This window comes from Pseudomonas iridis, from assembly GCF_017980685.1.
GTDB lineage: Bacteria > Pseudomonadota > Gammaproteobacteria > Pseudomonadales > Pseudomonadaceae > Aquipseudomonas > Aquipseudomonas iridis.
This window is the reverse complement of the sequence record NZ_JACXXO010000011.1, coordinates 49,993-67,483: the sequence shown is the minus strand read 5'-3', so window position 1 is coordinate 67,483 and position 17,491 is coordinate 49,993. Positions and strand designations below refer to the sequence as shown.

The 17,491-nt window shown below is 57.5% G+C and carries 12 protein-coding genes; 4 read left to right on the top strand and 8 right to left on the bottom strand.

Features of this window, described 5'->3' with window-relative positions:
* Window positions 1-36: 36 nt before the first annotated feature.
* Window positions 37-990: a DMT family transporter gene (locus tag IEQ42_RS18410; RefSeq protein WP_210704537.1), complete on the bottom strand. Its 954-nt coding sequence runs from the start codon at window positions 988-990 to the stop codon at window positions 37-39.
* A gap of 211 nt (window positions 991-1,201) precedes the next feature.
* Between IEQ42_RS18410 and IEQ42_RS27345 the strand changes: the two genes are divergently transcribed.
* Window positions 1,202-1,396, top strand: a complete 195-nt coding sequence (locus tag IEQ42_RS27345; protein WP_228732005.1) for a DUF6316 family protein — start codon at window positions 1,202-1,204, stop codon at window positions 1,394-1,396.
* Between the two features lie 137 nt (window positions 1,397-1,533).
* Here IEQ42_RS27345 and IEQ42_RS18405 read toward each other — a convergent pair whose 3' ends face one another.
* Both IEQ42_RS18405 and pap read right to left on the bottom strand, forming a co-directional pair.
* The gene (locus IEQ42_RS18405; protein ID WP_210704536.1) at window positions 1,534-2,718 is read right to left on the bottom strand and encodes a thiolase family protein; all 1,185 of its coding nucleotides are present in this window, start codon (window positions 2,716-2,718) and stop codon (window positions 1,534-1,536) included.
* 103 nt (window positions 2,719-2,821) lie between these two features.
* A complete protein-coding gene (gene pap, locus IEQ42_RS18400; RefSeq protein ID WP_210704535.1) occupies window positions 2,822-4,336 on the bottom strand; it encodes a polyphosphate:AMP phosphotransferase in 1,515 nt (504 codons plus the stop codon).
* Between the two features lie 196 nt (window positions 4,337-4,532).
* Here pap and mnmC point away from each other — a divergent pair, with 196 nt between their 5' ends.
* Window positions 4,533-6,512: a bifunctional tRNA (5-methylaminomethyl-2-thiouridine)(34)-methyltransferase MnmC2/FAD-dependent 5-carboxymethylaminomethyl-2-thiouridine(34) oxidoreductase MnmC1 gene (mnmC, locus tag IEQ42_RS18395; RefSeq protein ID WP_210704533.1), complete on the top strand. Its 1,980-nt coding sequence runs from the start codon at window positions 4,533-4,535 to the stop codon at window positions 6,510-6,512.
* Between the two features lie 3 nt (window positions 6,513-6,515).
* Here mnmC and IEQ42_RS18390 read toward each other — a convergent pair whose 3' ends face one another.
* Window positions 6,516-11,348 carry an NEL-type E3 ubiquitin ligase domain-containing protein gene (locus IEQ42_RS18390; RefSeq protein ID WP_210704531.1) on the bottom strand — a complete coding sequence of 1,611 codons (4,833 nt, stop codon included), beginning with the start codon at window positions 11,346-11,348 and terminating at the stop codon, window positions 6,516-6,518.
* A 251-nt stretch (window positions 11,349-11,599) separates the two neighbouring features.
* Here IEQ42_RS18390 and IEQ42_RS18385 point away from each other — a divergent pair, with 251 nt between their 5' ends.
* Window positions 11,600-13,375 (top strand): dermonecrotic toxin domain-containing protein, encoded by a 1,776-nt coding sequence (locus tag IEQ42_RS18385; protein WP_210704529.1) that lies wholly within the window; start codon window positions 11,600-11,602, stop codon window positions 13,373-13,375.
* 433 nt (window positions 13,376-13,808) lie between these two features.
* Window positions 13,809-14,165, top strand: a complete 357-nt coding sequence (locus tag IEQ42_RS18380; RefSeq protein ID WP_210704528.1) for a hypothetical protein — start codon at window positions 13,809-13,811, stop codon at window positions 14,163-14,165.
* On the opposite strand, the gene IEQ42_RS18375 is transcribed toward IEQ42_RS18380, so the two are convergent.
* From IEQ42_RS18375 to IEQ42_RS18360, 4 genes are all read right to left on the bottom strand, one after another.
* Window positions 14,146-14,649 (bottom strand): lysis system i-spanin subunit Rz, encoded by a 504-nt coding sequence (locus IEQ42_RS18375; protein ID WP_210704527.1) that lies wholly within the window; start codon window positions 14,647-14,649, stop codon window positions 14,146-14,148. The two genes, IEQ42_RS18380 and IEQ42_RS18375, sit on opposite strands and share 20 nt — an antisense overlap.
* Window positions 14,646-15,251, bottom strand: coding sequence for a glycoside hydrolase family 19 protein (locus IEQ42_RS18370; RefSeq protein WP_210704526.1), 606 nt, complete (start codon window positions 15,249-15,251; stop codon window positions 14,646-14,648). Before IEQ42_RS18370 ends, IEQ42_RS18375 begins: the two co-directional genes overlap by 4 nt.
* Window positions 15,252-15,475: 224 nt before the next feature.
* Window positions 15,476-16,360, bottom strand: a complete 885-nt coding sequence (locus IEQ42_RS18365) for a DUF4214 domain-containing protein (RefSeq protein ID WP_210704525.1) — start codon at window positions 16,358-16,360, stop codon at window positions 15,476-15,478.
* 44 nt (window positions 16,361-16,404) lie between these two features.
* The gene (locus IEQ42_RS18360) at window positions 16,405-17,310 is read right to left on the bottom strand and encodes a DUF4214 domain-containing protein (RefSeq protein WP_210704524.1); all 906 of its coding nucleotides are present in this window, start codon (window positions 17,308-17,310) and stop codon (window positions 16,405-16,407) included.
* Window positions 17,311-17,491: the final 181 nt, after the last annotated feature.

The following is a 17,491-nucleotide window of genomic DNA, read 5'->3' as shown; positions in this document are numbered from 1 at the left end:
CTGTAGGAGCTGCCGCAGGCTGCGATCTTTTGACCTTCAAGCCATCCGCAGCCGCCGCGCCTTGAGCCCGGCAATCAACGAAGGCCCCAACGCCACCAGCGCCGAACCCAGCACCACCAGCACCGCCCCGCCATACCCCAGCGCATTGATCTGCTCGGCATGCACGTATTCCGGCCAGATCCCGGCGGCAATCGCCACCGCCACGAACGTCACCAACGGCGTGATCGCCAGCGTCGCACTGACCCGCGAGGCCTCCCAGTGCGCCAATGCTTCGGCAAACGCGCCGTAGGCAATCAGCGTGTTCATGCAGCACGCCAGCAGCAGCCAGCCCTGCACCGGGCTCAACTCAAGCGCTTCGAGTGGATGCACCCAGGGTGTCAGCAACAACGCGCAAAACAGGTAAATCACCATCATCACCTGCAACGAATTCCACACCGACAGCAATTGCTTCTGGCCCAAGGCGTAAAACGTCCACACAGTCGATGCCAACAGCACCAGCAATACGCCCGCGGTGTAATCCGACAATGAGGTCAGCAACTCCGCCAGCCGCTGATTGAAAAACAGCACAAAACCGATCAGCAACACCGCCAGACCAATGCCCTGCCCGATGCTGAAACGCTCCTTGAACACAAACAGACTGGCGATCAGCAACATGATCGGGCCCATCTGCACCACCAGTTGCGCAGTGCCGGGGCTGAGCAGGTTAAGCCCCATCAGGTACAGCACATAGTTGCCGACCAGCCCGAGCACCGCCATCAGCACCAGCCAGCCGCCCTTGGGCCCGAGCACCTTGCAGCTCGGCAGGCGCTTGACCGCGGCCAGGTAAATGAACAGGCAGCCGCCGGACACCAGCAGACGAAACCAGGTCACCGTGACCGGGTCCATCACCAGCAACACCTGTTTGAGTTTGATCGGCAGGATGCCCCACAGAAACGCCGTCAGCAGCGCCAGGAACAAACCGTAGGCCCAGCGCCCAGATGAAATGTGCATGCGAACCCCAAAGCCTGCTGACTGGAGCGCTCATTCTAGGCCTCGCGCCTGATGCAACACAGGGACAGTTAGAGCCGGGCCGCAAATGAAACTGTACAGGTCGCTGCATCAAGTTGACGCAACGCCGTTGATCGGCTGGTCAGGCGTGCCAAGTGGTTCAGACATAAGCTCATTCGATCCAGCCCAAGTTGCCTTAACAGGGAGACCGATCATGTTAGGCATGCGCGCCCAAGACCCCGCCCCCGCCACGCACTTTCGCAGTGACCGAGTGTGTCGGGTCAATGGCGAACTGTTTTTCAGCACTCGGGAAAATACCCTTGAAGGGCCGTTTGACAGCCATGAGAAGGCTGAGCAGGAGATAAAGGCCTACATCGCGCGGATGCAATTTCAGGATTCCAACAGGTAAGCGGTGTCGATCCAATCGCTGGCAAGCCAGCTCCCACAGGGTTCTATAGTGAACACTGATTTGGTGAACACCGGCAAAACCTGTGGGAGCGGGCTTGCCCGCGATGGCAATCTTTCAGGCCAAACCTATCTCAGGGCTTAACGCACCGCCTCAAACAACCCCGTCGCCCCCATCCCGCCGCCTACGCACATGGTGACGATGCCGTAACGCAAGTTACGCCGCTGCAACTCCCGCACCAGATGCCCGACCTGCCGCGACCCGGTCATGCCGAACGGGTGGCCGATGGAGATCGAGCCGCCATTGACGTTGTATTTGTCGTTATCGATCTCCAGCCGATCACGGCTGTACAGGCACTGTGAAGCAAACGCCTCGTTCAACTCCCACAAGTCGATGTCAGCCACCTGCAAGCCCTTGGCCTTGAGCAGTTTCGGCACCGAGAACACCGGGCCGATGCCCATCTCGTCCGGCTCGCAACCGGCCACGGTGAAACCGCGGAAAAACGCCTTCGGCTTGAGCCCCAGTTGCAGCGCCTTTTCCAGGCTCATCACCAGCGTCATCGACGCGCCGTCGGACAGTTGCGACGAGTTGCCAGCCGTCACCGAACCATCGTCGGCGAACACTGGTTTAAGACCGGCAAGGCTTTCATAAGTAGTGTCCGGACGGTTGCAGTCGTCGCGCTCGACGACGCCATCGAGGATCTGCACCTCGCCCGTGTTCTTGTCCTCGACGCGATACTTCACCGCCATCGGCACGATTTCATCGTCGAACAAACCGGCCGCCTGGGCGTGAGCCGTACGCAACTGACTTTGCAGCGCGTAGCGATCCTGCGCCTCACGGCTGACACCATAACGACGTGCAACCACTTCGGCGGTCTGGCCCATCGTGTAATAGATGCCAGGCGTTTGTTGCTTGAGCAGCGGGTTGATCAGGTGATCGGTGTTGACGCTTTTCATCGTCAGGCTGATCGATTCGACGCCGCCCGCGACGATGATGTCGCTGCAGCCCGAGGCGATCTGGTTGGCGGCAATCGCAATAGCCTGCAAGCCCGAGGAGCAGAAACGATTGAGGGTCATGCCGGCGGTGCCGGTGCCCAGACGCGAAAGCACCGCGACGTTGCGACCGATGTTGTAGCCCTGCGCGCCCTCGTTGGAGCCGGCACCGACGATGCAATCCTCGACACTGGCCGGGTCGATGTCATTGCGTGTCAGTAGCGCGTTGACGCAATGGGCCGCCATGTCATCGGGACGGGTCTGGTTGAACTTGCCGCGAAAGGATTTGGCCAGGCCGGTCCGTACGCTGTCGACGATCACCACTTCACGCATGGCATACCTCATTGTTGTTATCGGTTGAGAGTGGACCTGAGCATAAGTCCACCCCATTACCGACCGCGACAATCATTCACCCCGCGTATGCGTGCCCATCGTTTCAGTCCTTGTGCTTTTTGGCCTTCTTGTCGGATTTCTCGAAGGCTTCTTCCAACGCAAGGTTGATCGTGCGCAACACTTTGACCCGCGCCCAGCGCTTGTCATTGGCCTCGACCAGCGTCCACGGCGAGATCTCGGTGCTGGTGCGATCAACCATGTCGCCCACTGCGGTGCGATAGGCGTCCCACTTGTCGCGGTTGCGCCAGTCGTCTTCGGTGATCTTGAAGCGTTTGAAGGGGATCTCTTCGCGCTCCTGGAAACGCTCCATTTGTGTGTCCTTGTCGATCGCCAGCCAGAACTTGACCACGATCATGCCAGCATCGGCGAGCTGCTCTTCAAAGTCGTTGATCTCGCTGTAGGCGCGCAACCAGTCGGCCGGCGGGCAGAAACCTTCGATGCGCTCCACCAGAACCCGGCCGTACCACGAACGATCGAACACGGTGAACTTGCCCCGCGCCGGCAGATGCCGCCAGAAACGCCAAAGATACGGTTGCGCGCGTTCCTCTTCGGTCGGCGCGGCAATCGGCACGATGCTGTATTGGCGCGGATCGAGTGCCGCCGCCACCCGACGAATCGCCCCGCCCTTGCCCGCCGCATCGTTACCTTCGAACACCGCCACCAAGGCGTGCCGACGCATGCGCTTGTCACGCATCAGCCCGGACAGCCGTGCCTGCTCGGTGATCAATTGTTCTTCGTAGTCTTTCTTGTCCAGGTGTTGGCTCAGGTCCAGGCTGTCGAGCAGGTTCAATTGATCGACCGCAGTGCCCAGCGGCGCGGCGCTGACTTCGTGAGGATAAACGTCCGGGCGCTTCAGGGCAGCTTGCAAACCTTCAAGGAGAATCTTGCCCACCGCCAGACTGCGATAGTTGGCATCCGCGCCTTCGATGACGTGCCACGGCGCATAGTCGCGGCTGGTGCGGCGCAGCACGCGCTCGCCGTATTTGACGAACTTGTCGTAGGTCTGCGATTGCTGCCAGTCCAGCGGGCTGATGCGCCAGCTGTGCAGCGGATCGTCGGCGAGGGCCTTGAGCCGCGCCTTCATTTGTTTTTTGGACAGGTGAAACCAGAACTTGAAGATCAGCGCGCCTTCATCGCAAAGCATCTTTTCCAGACGCTCGGCGCCGGCGATCGCCTGATCCAGCCGCGGGTCCTTGAACAAACCATGCACCCGGCCCTGGAGCATCTGGCTGTACCAGTTGCCGAAGAAAATCCCCATCCGTCCCTTGGCCGGCAGCATCCGCCAGTAGCGCCACGCCGGTGGTCGCGCCAGCTCTTCATCGGTCTGCTGGTCGAAGGTGCGCACCTCGATCAGTCGCGGGTCCATCCACTCGTTGAGCAACTTGACCGTCTCGCCCTTGCCCGCGCCTTCGATGCCGTTGATCAATACGATCACCGGGAAACGCTTTTGCTGCTGCAATTCGAACTGGGCTTCGAGCAGTGCTTCACGCAGTGCAGGGACGGCAGCCTCGTAGGTGTCTTTGTCGATGGCATGACCGATTTCAGCGGATTCAAACATTGGACGGCTCCTTCCAGAATTCAGCAAGACTAGCGGATTGGGCACGGATACAGGGCACAAATTCCCACGCCACACAGACCTCCTGATTATGGAGGACCGCGATCTTCCGTGATTCCGTCAAGACGCCAATTGCCATGGATCAAGCGCCCTGCGCCTGATCGGCTAGAATGGCCGCCTTGTCGTTGCCGAGCCTGCCATGAAACCTGTATCGCCCCACGCCCAACTCGACTGGGATGAAAACGGACGCCCGCGTTCACGAGTCTTCGATGACGTGTACTTTTCCGATCAGTCGGGGCTCGATGAAACCCGTTATGTGTTCCTTGAGCAGAACCGTCTGGCTGAGCGTTTTGCGGCACTGCCGGCAGGTGGACGACTGGTTATCGGCGAAACCGGGTTCGGCACCGGGTTGAATTTTCTCTGCGCCTGGCAAGTGTTCGAACAGCATTCCGTGGCAGGTGCACAGCTGCATTTCGTCAGTGTCGAAAAGTACCCGCTGAGTCCGGCGGATCTGCACCGTGCTCTGGCCCTGTGGCCGGAACTCAAGCCGCTGGCCGAGCAGTTATTGAAGCATTACGTGGCCATTCATCAGGGCTTCCAGCGCATCACGCTGGCCGATGGCCGCGTCACACTGACACTGCTGATCGGCGATGCCCTTGAGCAATTGCCGCAGCTCGATGCCCAGATCGATGCGTGGTTCCTCGACGGCTTCGCTCCGGCAAGAAACCCCGACATGTGGACGGCCGAACTGTTCGCCGAACTGGCACGTCTGGCGGCGCCCGGCTCGACCATCAGCACCTTCACCAGCACCGGTTGGGTGCGGCGCTTGCTCAATGCCGCCGGGTTCAAGATGAAGCGCACGCCGGGCATCGGCCACAAATGGGAAATCCTGCGCGGTGAGTTCCTCGGCTGGCCCGAAGGCGTTGCGCCGCCCGCCGCCGAGAAACCCTGGTTTGCGCGGCCGAGGCCATTGACCGGTGAGCGGCGAGCCCTGGTGATCGGTGCCGGTCTGGCCGGCTGCGCCACGGCGGCCAGCCTCGCGTCACGCGGCTGGCAAGTGAGTTTGCTGGAGCGTCATGCTGGCGTTGCGCAAGAAGCGTCGGGCAATCCCCAGGGCGTGCTGTATTTGAAACTGTCTGCCCATGGCACCGCGCTGTCGCAACTGATCGTCATCGGTTTCGGTTACACCCGACGCCTGCTTGAAACCCTGCAACGCGGCACCGACTGGGACGATTGCGGCGTGCTGCAACTGGCGTTCAACGCCAAGGAAGCCGAACGCCACGCGCAATTGGCCGCCGCGTTCCCCGAAGATCTGTTGCAGTGGCTCGAACAGCCCGAGGCGCAAACCCGCGCCGGTGTCGGTCTGGCCCATGGCGGCTTGTACTATCCCGAAGGGGGTTGGGTGCATCCGCCCGCGTTGTGCCAGACACAAGCGACGCACCCGAAGATCAAATTGCTCAGCCATCAGGAAGCTGTCGAACTGCGCAGGGTCGATGACCAGTGGCAAGCCTTCGACGGTGACCATTTGCTCGCCAGCGCGCCGGTCGTGGTGCTGGCCGGCGCTGCCGAGATCAAGCGTTTCGCCCAAAGCGCCGAGTTACCGCTCAAGCGCATTCGCGGGCAGATCACCCGTTTGGCGCAGACCGGGCAAAGTCAGGCGTTGTCCACCGTGGTGTGCGCCGAAGGCTACGTTGCGCCCGCGCGACTGGGCGAACATACCCTCGGCGCCAGCTTCGATTTCAATAGCGATGACCTGACCCCGACCACCGCCGAACACCTGGGCAATCTGGCGATGCTTGAAGAGATCTCCAGCGACCTGGTTGCCCGTCTGGCCATCAACGAACTCAATGCTGAAGACCTTGAGGGGCGCGCAGCCTTTCGTTGCACCAGTCCGGATTATTTGCCGATTGTCGGCCCGCTCGCCGACCGTGAGGCCTTCACTCAGGCGTATGCCGCGCTGAGCAAGGATGCCCGGCAAGTGCCGGACATCGCCTGCCCATGGCTCGACGGTCTGTACGTCAACAGCGGCCACGGCTCACGCGGACTGATCACCGCGCCGCTGTCGGGTGAGCTGCTCGCCGCGTGGCTGGACAATGAGCCGTTGCCGGTGCCACGCAGCGTGGCCGAGGCCTGTCATCCCAATCGTTTTGCATTACGCCAACTGATTCGCGGCAAATGACCGTTACCCCTCGGGCATCGCACAGATGCCCAGATCCACCAGGCGTATCGCATCGTTGGTCAGGCGCTTGAGCACCGCCTCTTCGGCCTGCTCGCGCTTGAGCTTGATCGCGTCCATCTGGATCAGGTAGTCGGCGGAGGGCAGCTTGCTCTCGTTTTCGAACAGCTTTTCCATGGCGGGCATGAAAACCTCGTCGAGGCTGGCGAATTGTCGGGGAATTGTCCGCTTGAGGTACTCGCACCAGAACGGCTGGCGCACCATGAAAGTCAGCCATTCGGAAGACAGTTCAGCGGTAATCACCCTGTCCTTCGCCAGTGTCAGATCCGCTTCAGTGACCTGGCCCAATCCGCTGAACAGCATGTGTTCCGGCTGACCCGGGAGCGCCAGTTCTTCGGCAAGCCCGATACGATATGCCAGGGTTACCTCCAGCGGATCGGCAGCCGTGTGGGTGAGCGCATGTTCACGGGCAATCTGATCCAGTTTGTCCAGCCGAAACAGGCCCCGGCCAAGGGCAAGCAAAGGTTTTACGCTATTCCCACCCTTCGCCAGCCGCCGTGCGCGGCTCACCTCCACGGCAACTTCGAGATTGCTGAAGTTCACCGCAGCACTGTCAGTGCAATTTATCGGGTTGGCGGCCAGGCTCAGGACCTGTTCACCGAGCGTCTCATCGGATTCAGCGGCCTCCAGCACCTCCCAGACCCGACGCCGCATATCTTCATTGACCCGTTGCGAGTCGGCGGTACTGCCCAGTTCCGCCATTAGATGAAACAAGCCCTGGGCCCGCGGGTCATCATTGAATGCAGCCCAGATCCGGTCACGTCGCGCCCAATCTTCACCCGCGCCATCGGTGAACCACAATGCTCGCGCCTGCTGCTCGTCCAGACGCGCTATATCGTTCTCCAGAAAGCCCATACCGATGCCTACATTATTTCGGCAGTCCTGCAAATGCGTGCGGCTGCTCAACGACAAGGGGTTACCTCGCAGATCGAGTGCCCTGCTGAAACGTCGCGATGTGCTGAACAACCAATTGGGCAGAACCTTGATTGCGTTATCACGCAGATCCACCCACTCCAGCGAAGGCAGGCGCGCCAGGCCAAAGGGCAATTCGGTGGCGCCAGTGTCGCGCAGGGTCAGGCAACGCAGGTCGAACATATTGCTCACGTTCGGCGTCGCCCCCAGCGGGTTGCCATTGAGGTTCAGGCTTTGCAGATCACGCAGGTAGCTCAACTTCGCCAAGGTGTACTCAGTCAGCTTGATCTGGTTGTCGGCCATGCTCAAGCGCCGGAGATCGGGCATGTGCGAAAGCACTTCAGGCAGACGGGAGAGATTGTTACTGTCCAGCTCCAGCGACTCGACATGCTTGAAGGACTTGAGGAACGAAGTAATGTTGTCGCCCTGATCCATGTTTTGCAGCGACAGCTTCTTTATATGATCGAAGTTCAAGCCGGCGGGTAATTCGGGCAATCGCCCGACACGAAGCCCGTCAAGACCCAGCACATAACGGGATACCCCACTTTCATCGGTCGCCTGAAAGATCCGCCGAAAACTGTCTTCGATCAATTCGGCGGTATACCAACGGCTGCGCTGCACTTCAAGCGGCTCGCCGCCCAGCGCCTTGATGTCCGCTTGATCATTGCTCCAGACCTCCAGCACATCGCGCAGTTGCTCCAGATCACGACGCAGCGCCCGCACTCGGGTCGCCCGGGTCAGCAGGTCGTCGCCCAGTTGCTCGAGAAATCTATGGGCCTGCGCCTCAGAGAATAGCGGGTAGAGCTTTCTGACCTTGCGCAGCAACCCACGCGGATGAGCCGTCGTCGCTGGCGCAGAATCGCCCTGAAGGCAGGCAGGTTCAATGATCCGCGGCGCAAGCTTGCCGTCGGCCAATATCTGCGCGCAGGTCTCACGGTCATCCAGCCCGACATCGAGCAGTTTTGCACGCAGCCGCGCACTGTCGGCGGCTACAGGATCAGGAAAACCGGCGGCGAGGCGCTGGCGCGGTGGCAGTGCCTTGAGGATAGCGGCATAGAGGCTGTCAGGGCCTGTCGCCACACGGCCGAGGGATTCACCGTCGCCGGCGAACGCTTCATAGCCCGCGCTGGACTTGACCAGCGTGCACGTGTTCAAGAGGGGCGCCGACTCATCGCCGATCGCTTCCAGAACCGGCCCGGTCAATCTCCTGTCACGCACCGTCAGACGCAGCCCCGCATCCCAGCCACTCAATCGAGGCAACAACTGGATGGCCAGTTTTTCACTGTCGGGATTGGCGACATGCGGCACATGGAACCCGCTCAGCGCGCGATCTACCCGCACCGCGGCCATGCCACTGCGGACTTTTCTTCCCAAGCGCAGAGACACCCGCCCGGTCGTTCGCAAATGTACACGGTCGACACTCGACGCCTGATCAATCAGACGTTGGGCATAACGCGCCGGGATCTCTGCAAATACGCTGCGCAACTTCCTCACTTCGTCAGCGTCACTCTGGTCGTAGCGTTGATACATGCGGTCGAAAACCCCACGACGATCAGCCTTGAAACTCGCCCCCAGCGTCTGCGCCAGTGCCTCTCGCTGGCGTCCGACGCTGACCTTGGCCCCGAGCAATGTTTCGACCTCTTTGGGGGGCAGCCCCTTGATCACAGTCTCAAGCAACCGCCCTTCCTGCAGCTGTGCCTGGCTGACCACCAAACGCAGCGCAGCGTCATGGGCAGCGTTGGACGGATAGGTTGCGCTGACAACACCTTCGGCATCGGTGACTTCGATGTAACGATCTGTGGGCCAGCTGCGCAGTTTCGGCAAGTCGTGCAGTTGTTCTGGCAAGGGCTGGCCGGAGTGAGTGTCTCCGTTCTCCAGTTCGCGGATCAGTTGATCCAGTTGCCGCTCGATCCGCATGCGTTCCACGGTGTCTCGCAACCGGGGGGACAACGCCAGATTATCGATATAGGCGCGGTTCAACTCGTCATGGGTGCAGCCGCCGAGTCGCCGGATCACGTCCAGATCCTGATCGACGAATTCACTCAGCCGTGGATCGATGCGTTTGAGGGTGTAGGGTGCGCTGTTCCATTGTTCGGGATCTTCAGCCGGGAGTCGCCAGCCTCCCTCAAGGTGTTGCTCCAGCACGGGGGAATAGGCCTGGGCGCGTACAGGGTGTTCGAGTTGCCAGCGCTTCGTGGCCGGGTCGAAAACACCGGACAGGATCTGGTTATCGACACGACCAACGCTTTTGTCGCGAATCTGGTACAGCTCCACGGCGTCCTCCGCCACCGTGAACCCTGCGGGCAGTTGATGTTCGTAAGCCTCAAGAGCAGGTTTCCACAATCGCGGCTGCCCCTTCGGATCGAGAATGGCGGTGAACTGGCCGAAAAACTCCGGGTGGGCCCGCTGTAATTTACCTGCCAATGTCCCCAACACTTTCTGCCCCCCGACAAAGACGCCCATCAACGCAATGTTTTCCGCGACGCTGAGCAGGTGCGCCAGCGCTGCCTGGTGATCGCCACGTTGCCAGTCCTCGACCCCCTCGTACACCTGCGCCAGCAATTGCCCGACCGCAACGCCCATCATCAACTGCCCGACAACGGGAACGAACAAACCCGCAACCGTCGCCAACGTCACACCCAGTTCGAGATAATCGAGCAGGCGTTTTTTGCGCACGTCTTCATCAATATCAGCCGTCGGCACGGCGAGCTTGCGCGCATCGATCTGCAACTTGCCTACGTGGCTTTGCACCATGAATTCAAACAACGGGACGCTGATCGTCAACTGCCTGATGTGCCCCAGATCGGCGGTCTTGGCAAACTTCCTGGAAAAGTCCGCCTTGTCATCTTCGTCAAGGCTGTTGGCCAGGTATTGCTGATAGCTTTTCTCGCTCATTTTTTGCGTGAGGTACTGCTTGAACGCGGTAAAACTCGCGTACTCGTACAACGGGCGCTCCGGCTCGTTTGCCATGTACACCAGGCACCATTCGTGCGGATACAACTCGAACGAACGCTCGGAAAACACCACGACGCCCCAGATGCAACTGTCGAGTATCTCGATGCCTTGCATGATCAGTGGACGGTTCTTGTAACGCAGGGTTTTCGTGGATATCACGCCGTCAGCGGTAATCAGCCTTTGCACCGTTTGCAGGCCTGCCGATGTGATGTGCTGCTTGAGCCCGGCCAGATGCGTGTCCATTTGCAACAGGTGTTTTTTCATCGTAGCGATGTCGCGGGTCATCGGGCTGGTTGCCACCACCTTGCCTGCGCTGTCGACGAGGCCGAACACCTTTTGAAAATGCTCTTGGTAACGTTTACCCAGATCCAGCTCACGGCAGAATTTTGCAAATGTCGCCGGCGTCAACCCGGCCACCCCCGAGGGTGAACTCACAACACGCACCTGGCTGCCGGGAGGATAATCGTCAGTCTCCTCGTCTTTGGTGAAGTTCTGCATCGCAGCTTGCAGCAAGGTTTGTGTGATATGCGGGTAAGTTTCGATACCCGCCTCGTCGGTCGATGTCGGCGAGCAACCGCATTCGTAACCCGGCAGGCTGAACAGATCTTTTTCAACATCAAAAACCGCCGGCCACCTGCTGCTCAGTGCGTTGGTCAATTCGCTGATACAGAAATCATGCAAGGGTTTGAGCTGACGCAAATCCTCTTCGACTTTGAGCTGAACGGTGTAAAGGTCGCGGGCGGTTTGATCGAGAGCGATCAATGTAGAGGCCGAGCCTTTGAGCAAAATGTCAGGCAGGCTTTTTTGCAATGCTTCGGCGCTGTCCAGATCGCCGGTGGCTTCAAGCAAGACATTCATAATATTGCTCAGAACAGGCGGCTGCGGACCGGAGTTTTCCGTTTCGGTTTTCATGGCAATAATCCTTTATTGCAGGTTGGAGCCAATAAACCTATCGACTTGAAACAAAATTACAACCCGACAACAACGATATATTGCAGATAAATCATATGCAGCACACAACGACAACAATCGTGCACTACATATCTATATCAAGCTTTCAAAGTCTTGCACAAACACACCCTAAAACCATTCAATATTGAAGTTATATTTATCCATGAAACATCCGTAGGCTAGCTCCACACCCAATAGATGAGCTTTCTTACATGACATCACTGACAGACAACTCGACAAATAACGATCACGCCGCTGAAGCCGTCAACAACGCTTTAGAAAAAATCACGGATCAGGACAAGAAAACGCCTGTAGAAAACTTCCTGTCCACATCTCTGGGAAACTTTGAACCTTCGCACAAAAGCAAGATTGATGAATATCGTGCGGCGCTGGAAGAGGCGTTTATTCTTCAGAACGCTGTCGACCAATCACTTTCAACACTCGAGACACCCAGCATCTTCTGCAAGCGAAAGCTCAATATGATGATGCGAACCAAATACCCTTCCTGGGTCACGGCCAGACACAAAATCAAGCTCAAGCCCAAAACTTCCAGCGATGATGCGGATTACAGCATTACCCTGCTGCAGGCTGCCATGTTGAACTTCACGGACACCGAAGCCGCCGCCGATTACTACTCAAGCGACAGCGAAATCGTGTTCAATCCTCACGACGCGCCTGATGACGAAATTCCCAAGGAGAAAATCACCGCCCAGGAATTTTCTGCGCTGAGCCGCAGCCTTGATCTAGGCAACGAATACCAGAAAATGATCGAGGAAAAATTCAATACTGCGCAAGCCCGAGCAGATGCCGTGCAACTGGCCATGCTCAACATGAAACTGGCGGCATACACCAAATTCTTCAGCAAGGATATCGATGAAGAAACCTGGTCGACGCTAAAGAACCTGACAGATAAAAAAGTCGACATTGCCAATGGTAGCGTCCCAGAAAAAGAACGCATCCTGTTTTACAGCGTTCAACTTTTTGGCAAGTACGACACCAACACGGTCATGCTGATAGTGAGCAAAGACGACCCGACGAAAAACCAGTACATATTATATGTACCCAATGACAGGGGACCGGGCTTTTATGTGTACAACAGCCCGGATGATTTTCGTGAGAAGTTTGAACATCTACTGCAAAACGACACACCTCTGCCAAAATTTTTAGCATCCCAGATGAACCTTGTCGACCAAGCGGCCTGCCTGGCTGAACTAAAGGCATTACAGAAAGCAAAGAATACCGGTACAGTTGACAGGAAAGAACGGAGCGTAGCGACCATCGATTTGTCCGGCAGGGAATATGTATCCTTGACAAAGTTGAAAGCCGAAAACCTGTTCGCCCATATTTCCACCCTGAACCTGAATACATTTATTGCCGATACCAAACGAATTGCCGTGCCCGTCAATGAAGTCAATCTGCCAAACCATGCCAATCGTCGTGCAAATAGTCATTTGCACCCACGCCCGCCGGTGTCCGAACAACTCACTTATTCCTTCCGCATGCGCCTGCGGTCATCCCCTGTGGATGCTCTGCTGAGCGAATTGTTTACCGGGGTAGAAGACTGGACAGTTGAAGAAAAAAAGAAGGGATTGCTGCAACTGCTGGAGCTGAAGGAGCTGCGAAATCAGCAGCCCACGTCCTCTGCTGCCGAAGACGAAGAAAACTCCGATGCTCAAACCCGGTTACCGGATTACTTCAACGCGTTCGAGCTGGTAGGCAATCGTGAAAACAAACGCCTTTTTCTATGGAAACGCGATCTCGCCGGGTACCAGCAACGAGACGTTGTGGCAAGCCGACTGAAGATTTCAGGGCAACCTTATGAAGACGGTGCGCAGATCCTGCTCTTCAACAGCAGGTACTTTATCTGGATCAAGGACAGCGCCTATGAAGTGAAGCCAAGCCTCCTGGATTGGCGAGTCGTCCACCCCTTCAATAAAAGCGCTTATCGCCCGTACGTCATGTACCGAGGCTGGGAATTGGCTAAATAAGCTTCCACCGTACAGGTCGGGCGACTCGTCAAAACAAACCATGACCAGAGCTGGATGACACATGCTTCAGCGCTCGAAAGATGGCAGCCATTTGTCTCACCGGTATGCTTATAACTTATCGTTCTAAAACTCCACATACCGGGGCGGGTCAGTTTCTGAGTACCCGCCCTTTGGCGAGGTAGCGTTTGACCCCCTCCCCAACGGAAAAACCGGTAAGGATTTTATGTGTGGATTAGCTGGCGTATTCCAAAGGCGCTAGGCAAGGGGTTTCAGCGCCTTCTGAGACCCCGGAGAGTCCCTCAAGGGAACATTGATTGGTACGAAAAGTGGTACGAGCTCCAAACCCTCCCCGGCGTCCTGCCGACGAACACCACTCCCAAATCTGCAAGCACTCGATTACTGTACGCACATACAGTATTTGAGTTTCCCCACCATGAACATCGACGAAGACACCTCGGCGTGGCTTGGCTGCCCTACGCCTCTGGAAATGTACAAACATCAATGCGCTCTGCTTGAGGACGAACTCAGCGGAACACAGGCGCAGCTGAACAAGGCGCGAAAGAATATCGCCGGACTGGTGCAGATGAATGACCTGCTCGCTACCGGCAAGGCAGCAGCAGAGGCGGCGCTCGCGAAAGCACTTGAGCGCATGGCAGCCATGGGGGATCGGGAACCTGACAACTTGAGCTTTCGCCCTATCGATCTGGTTACCGAGCAGCGCGACCACCTGCTCAGGGAGAATCAGCGGTTGCTGCTGGAACTGACCGTACTCAGGGGGCCAAAGCCCTGACGTAAGCCTGGCACGCCCGCAACGCGATCAGTCCTTGGTCGCCGGTGTCGGTGATGGCGATAATTCGTTGAGCATGCGCTGGGTCAAGCTGGGCTCGACGGGCTGCATGAACCACGCTGGCGGCGCCGGGGGCGGCAGGCACGTCGCAGCCACTGGCTGAATCCGCGGCAAGGAGGACTGACAGCCGCAGATCAGAAGTAGCCAGGCGATCACGCAGCCTTGAAATATTTTTCTGTGCATCACTAAATTCCTTGAAATGCGCTTCGTCTATAGATTGAAGACGGCCTTCTAGGCCCAGGCGCTTGTCCTGCTCGATACGGGTCTGGGCGGAAGCGGCATTGCCGATAGCTGTCAGGTCCGACTGGTGCAAGCCGTCCTGCACGGCCAGTCGCTCGCCCATGCGCCAGTCCTGCACCTGCCAGGCACCGCCAAATCCGATGGCGAGCGCCAGCAGGATAGCGGCCAGGACTTGACCGGGCGTCATGCCAGCACCTTCAGCGCCTTGTCGTACAGCCCCTGGCGGTCGGCCTGACCATTGAGCCCGCCATTGATGCGGCGGGTAATTTTGGCCAGGTCGCCGGCATCGGCCAGGGTATTCAAGCCATTCACCGACCAGAACCATGCGGCCGACAGGGCGGCGTATTGAGTCTGCTCCAGCAACTCCGGCCGATTGACCAAGTCCAGGCCCAGGGCATCGCCACACGCTGCATAGTTCGTCTTGCCGGTCACCTGGAACAAACCACGACCTCGATATTTCCAGCCATCACCCGGCTCGGTGTTGCCCATGCGACCGGCATACACGATGTTGGCGATCTGCTCGGGCTTGCGGGCTGCTGCCGTTGCTCGCACCAGGTCGAACCGGCTTGGCCAAGTCTTCATCAGGCCCTCAGCGCTGTAGTTCAGGTTTTCCACCAGGCGCGTCAGCTGGCCAGACTCATGGCCGATCTGGGCAATGAAAGCGGCAATGCGCAGGCGAGTGACAATTCCGTATTTGCCCATGGCCGTGTTCAGCACAGGAACAAAAACGCCGGCTTGGCGGCCGGCGTTCGGGAGAATCTGCAGCAGCTGCTGCTCGGTGATGGGCATTTATTGATCTCCAGACGTAAAAAACCCCGAAGTTGTCGGGGTTGCGGTGTACTGCTTGGCGCCGCCTATCCTGACGCCGACCCAGAAAAGCCAGGCTGGCAAAGGGCGATCCAATCCATCACGCCCCTTACCGCCTCGCATCTTTCTGACAGCCCCAGGCAACGCAGTAAGGAATTGCGACATAAGTCCGGGTGCGTTATAGCCAGCAGACTAGGCCCTATGCGCTACATCAACCACAAGCCGTTATTCAGGTCCGGTGCAACGTTAGCAATGTTCTCCTGACTTTCAGAGAACGACACCAGTACTTCAGCTGCAGTCATGCCACCGCTCATTTTGCCATTCCAATACTGCAGGCCACCAGCATCGGCGTCGCGATGCAACACGTGCTGGTAGAAGTTGTTGATTAAAGAGTTCTGGTCCTGACCCGGATTCAGGGCCTTGAACTCAGCGCTGTCGACAAACCCCTTTGCTACTTGCTGCAGGCTGCGGCCATTGTCCAGATCATTGATCCAGTATTTGAGCCCGTAATTGTCAGGCTTGCGATCAAACGCCGCTTGGTACAAGCGATATCCAGAACCAGCGTTCTGGCCAACATTGATATCCACCGCCAAGGTGCCGTCGTCGAACTTGACGCGTTCGATGTTGACTAGCGAGTCAGTCTTACCCAGGCCGTCCAGAATCAGACCATTGCCGCTGGCCTTGACGGTAAAGTCGCTCTTGGACGCGCTGTAGTAAACGGTGTCGGTGCCAGCACCACCGTCGTACTTGTCATTGCCCAACCAGGCGTTGAATAGGTCGTTGCCGCTGGAACCGAGATATTTGTCATCGCCTTCATAGAAGGACGCTGGAACCGAGCCAGACAGGTTGTAACCCAATTCAGATGCGGTCATGTAAGTCGAGCCGTCTTTGGAATACGATATCTCAGAGACGCGCCCCATCAGTTTGGTACCGCTGTATATGAATATGCCTTTCATATCGACGGAGTAAGAGCCATCACGTATGCCAATGTGAGTGCTGGTAGCGTCCGTGACCGAACCTGTTAGGCCGACATTGGCGGCTTTGTTCGGATCAAAGTTGGTGAACGGCTGATTATAGATAACGCTTGCCAAGAGAACTCCATATTCTCAAATAGAGAAAAAAATGCATTGAGGTGTCAGACCAGCCAAAGGCCGCTGTTGAGTGCCGCAGCGGTATTGCTGATGTTTTCCTGGCTCTCGGAAAACGAAACCAGTACCTCTGGCGTGCTCATGCCTTCGGCCATGGCACTTTTCCAATACTGCTCGCCCGCTTCGTCGGCGTTGCGGTGCAGCACGTGCTGGTACAAGTTGTTGATGATTGAGGTGACATCTTTACTGGGATTGAGCGTCATGAATTCGGCGCTGTCGACAAAGCCTTTAGCAATTTGTTGAAGGCTGGCGCTAGTGTCCAGCTCTTTGATCCAGTACTTCAGCCCACTGATATCAGGTTTGCGATCGAACGCTGCCTGATACAGGCGGTAGGCCGAACCTGCGTTTTCGCCAGCCTTTACATCCAGCGCCAAAACAGAGCCTGGGCCGAAGTCGATACGCTCGATATTGTTCAAAGTGTCGATGCCGCCGTCATGACTGACGGTGTAGGTACTCCCGCTGGACGGAATCGAGACATCATGTTTACCACCGCCGTAAAACACTGTGTCTATGCCGGTACCGCCATCGAACCCATTATTACCACCGCCGCCTTTGAGCACATCGTTTCCAGCAGAGCCGATGAGGGTGTCGTCGCCTTTGAGTATTTCAGCCATGGCTCCATTGATGTCGAAGTTTCCAATGTATTCGGCCATAACCCTTGCGTCGAGATTCAAACCGGTTACTTCGTAAGACGCGCCATTCTCATAAGCGGTCGTGGCGGTCAGTACGCCCCCCGACATTTCGCCATCAGTGAATTGAAACGAACCGAAGTAGTCTTGAGTTCTTAGCCCGTCAGTGGATTGTATATGGTCGGCTTCAACGATCGGAAAGGTGCCGTCCCACGCTTGAAGGGTATTCATATCAAGGGGCTGATAAAGTTTTAGGATTGCCATCAATCTTCCTTGGTTGAGACAGACCTTCATGCTCGAACGCGGAATGGAGTCCCCATCGCGCAGCATGAAACATAAAGGCTGAGCTTGTATCGCGGGTGATACAAATAAGTAGAACGAACATCATAGATTTCCCTCGATGGGAATAGTTCCCACACGCCGGGCGATCGAAGGGCTAAGACAG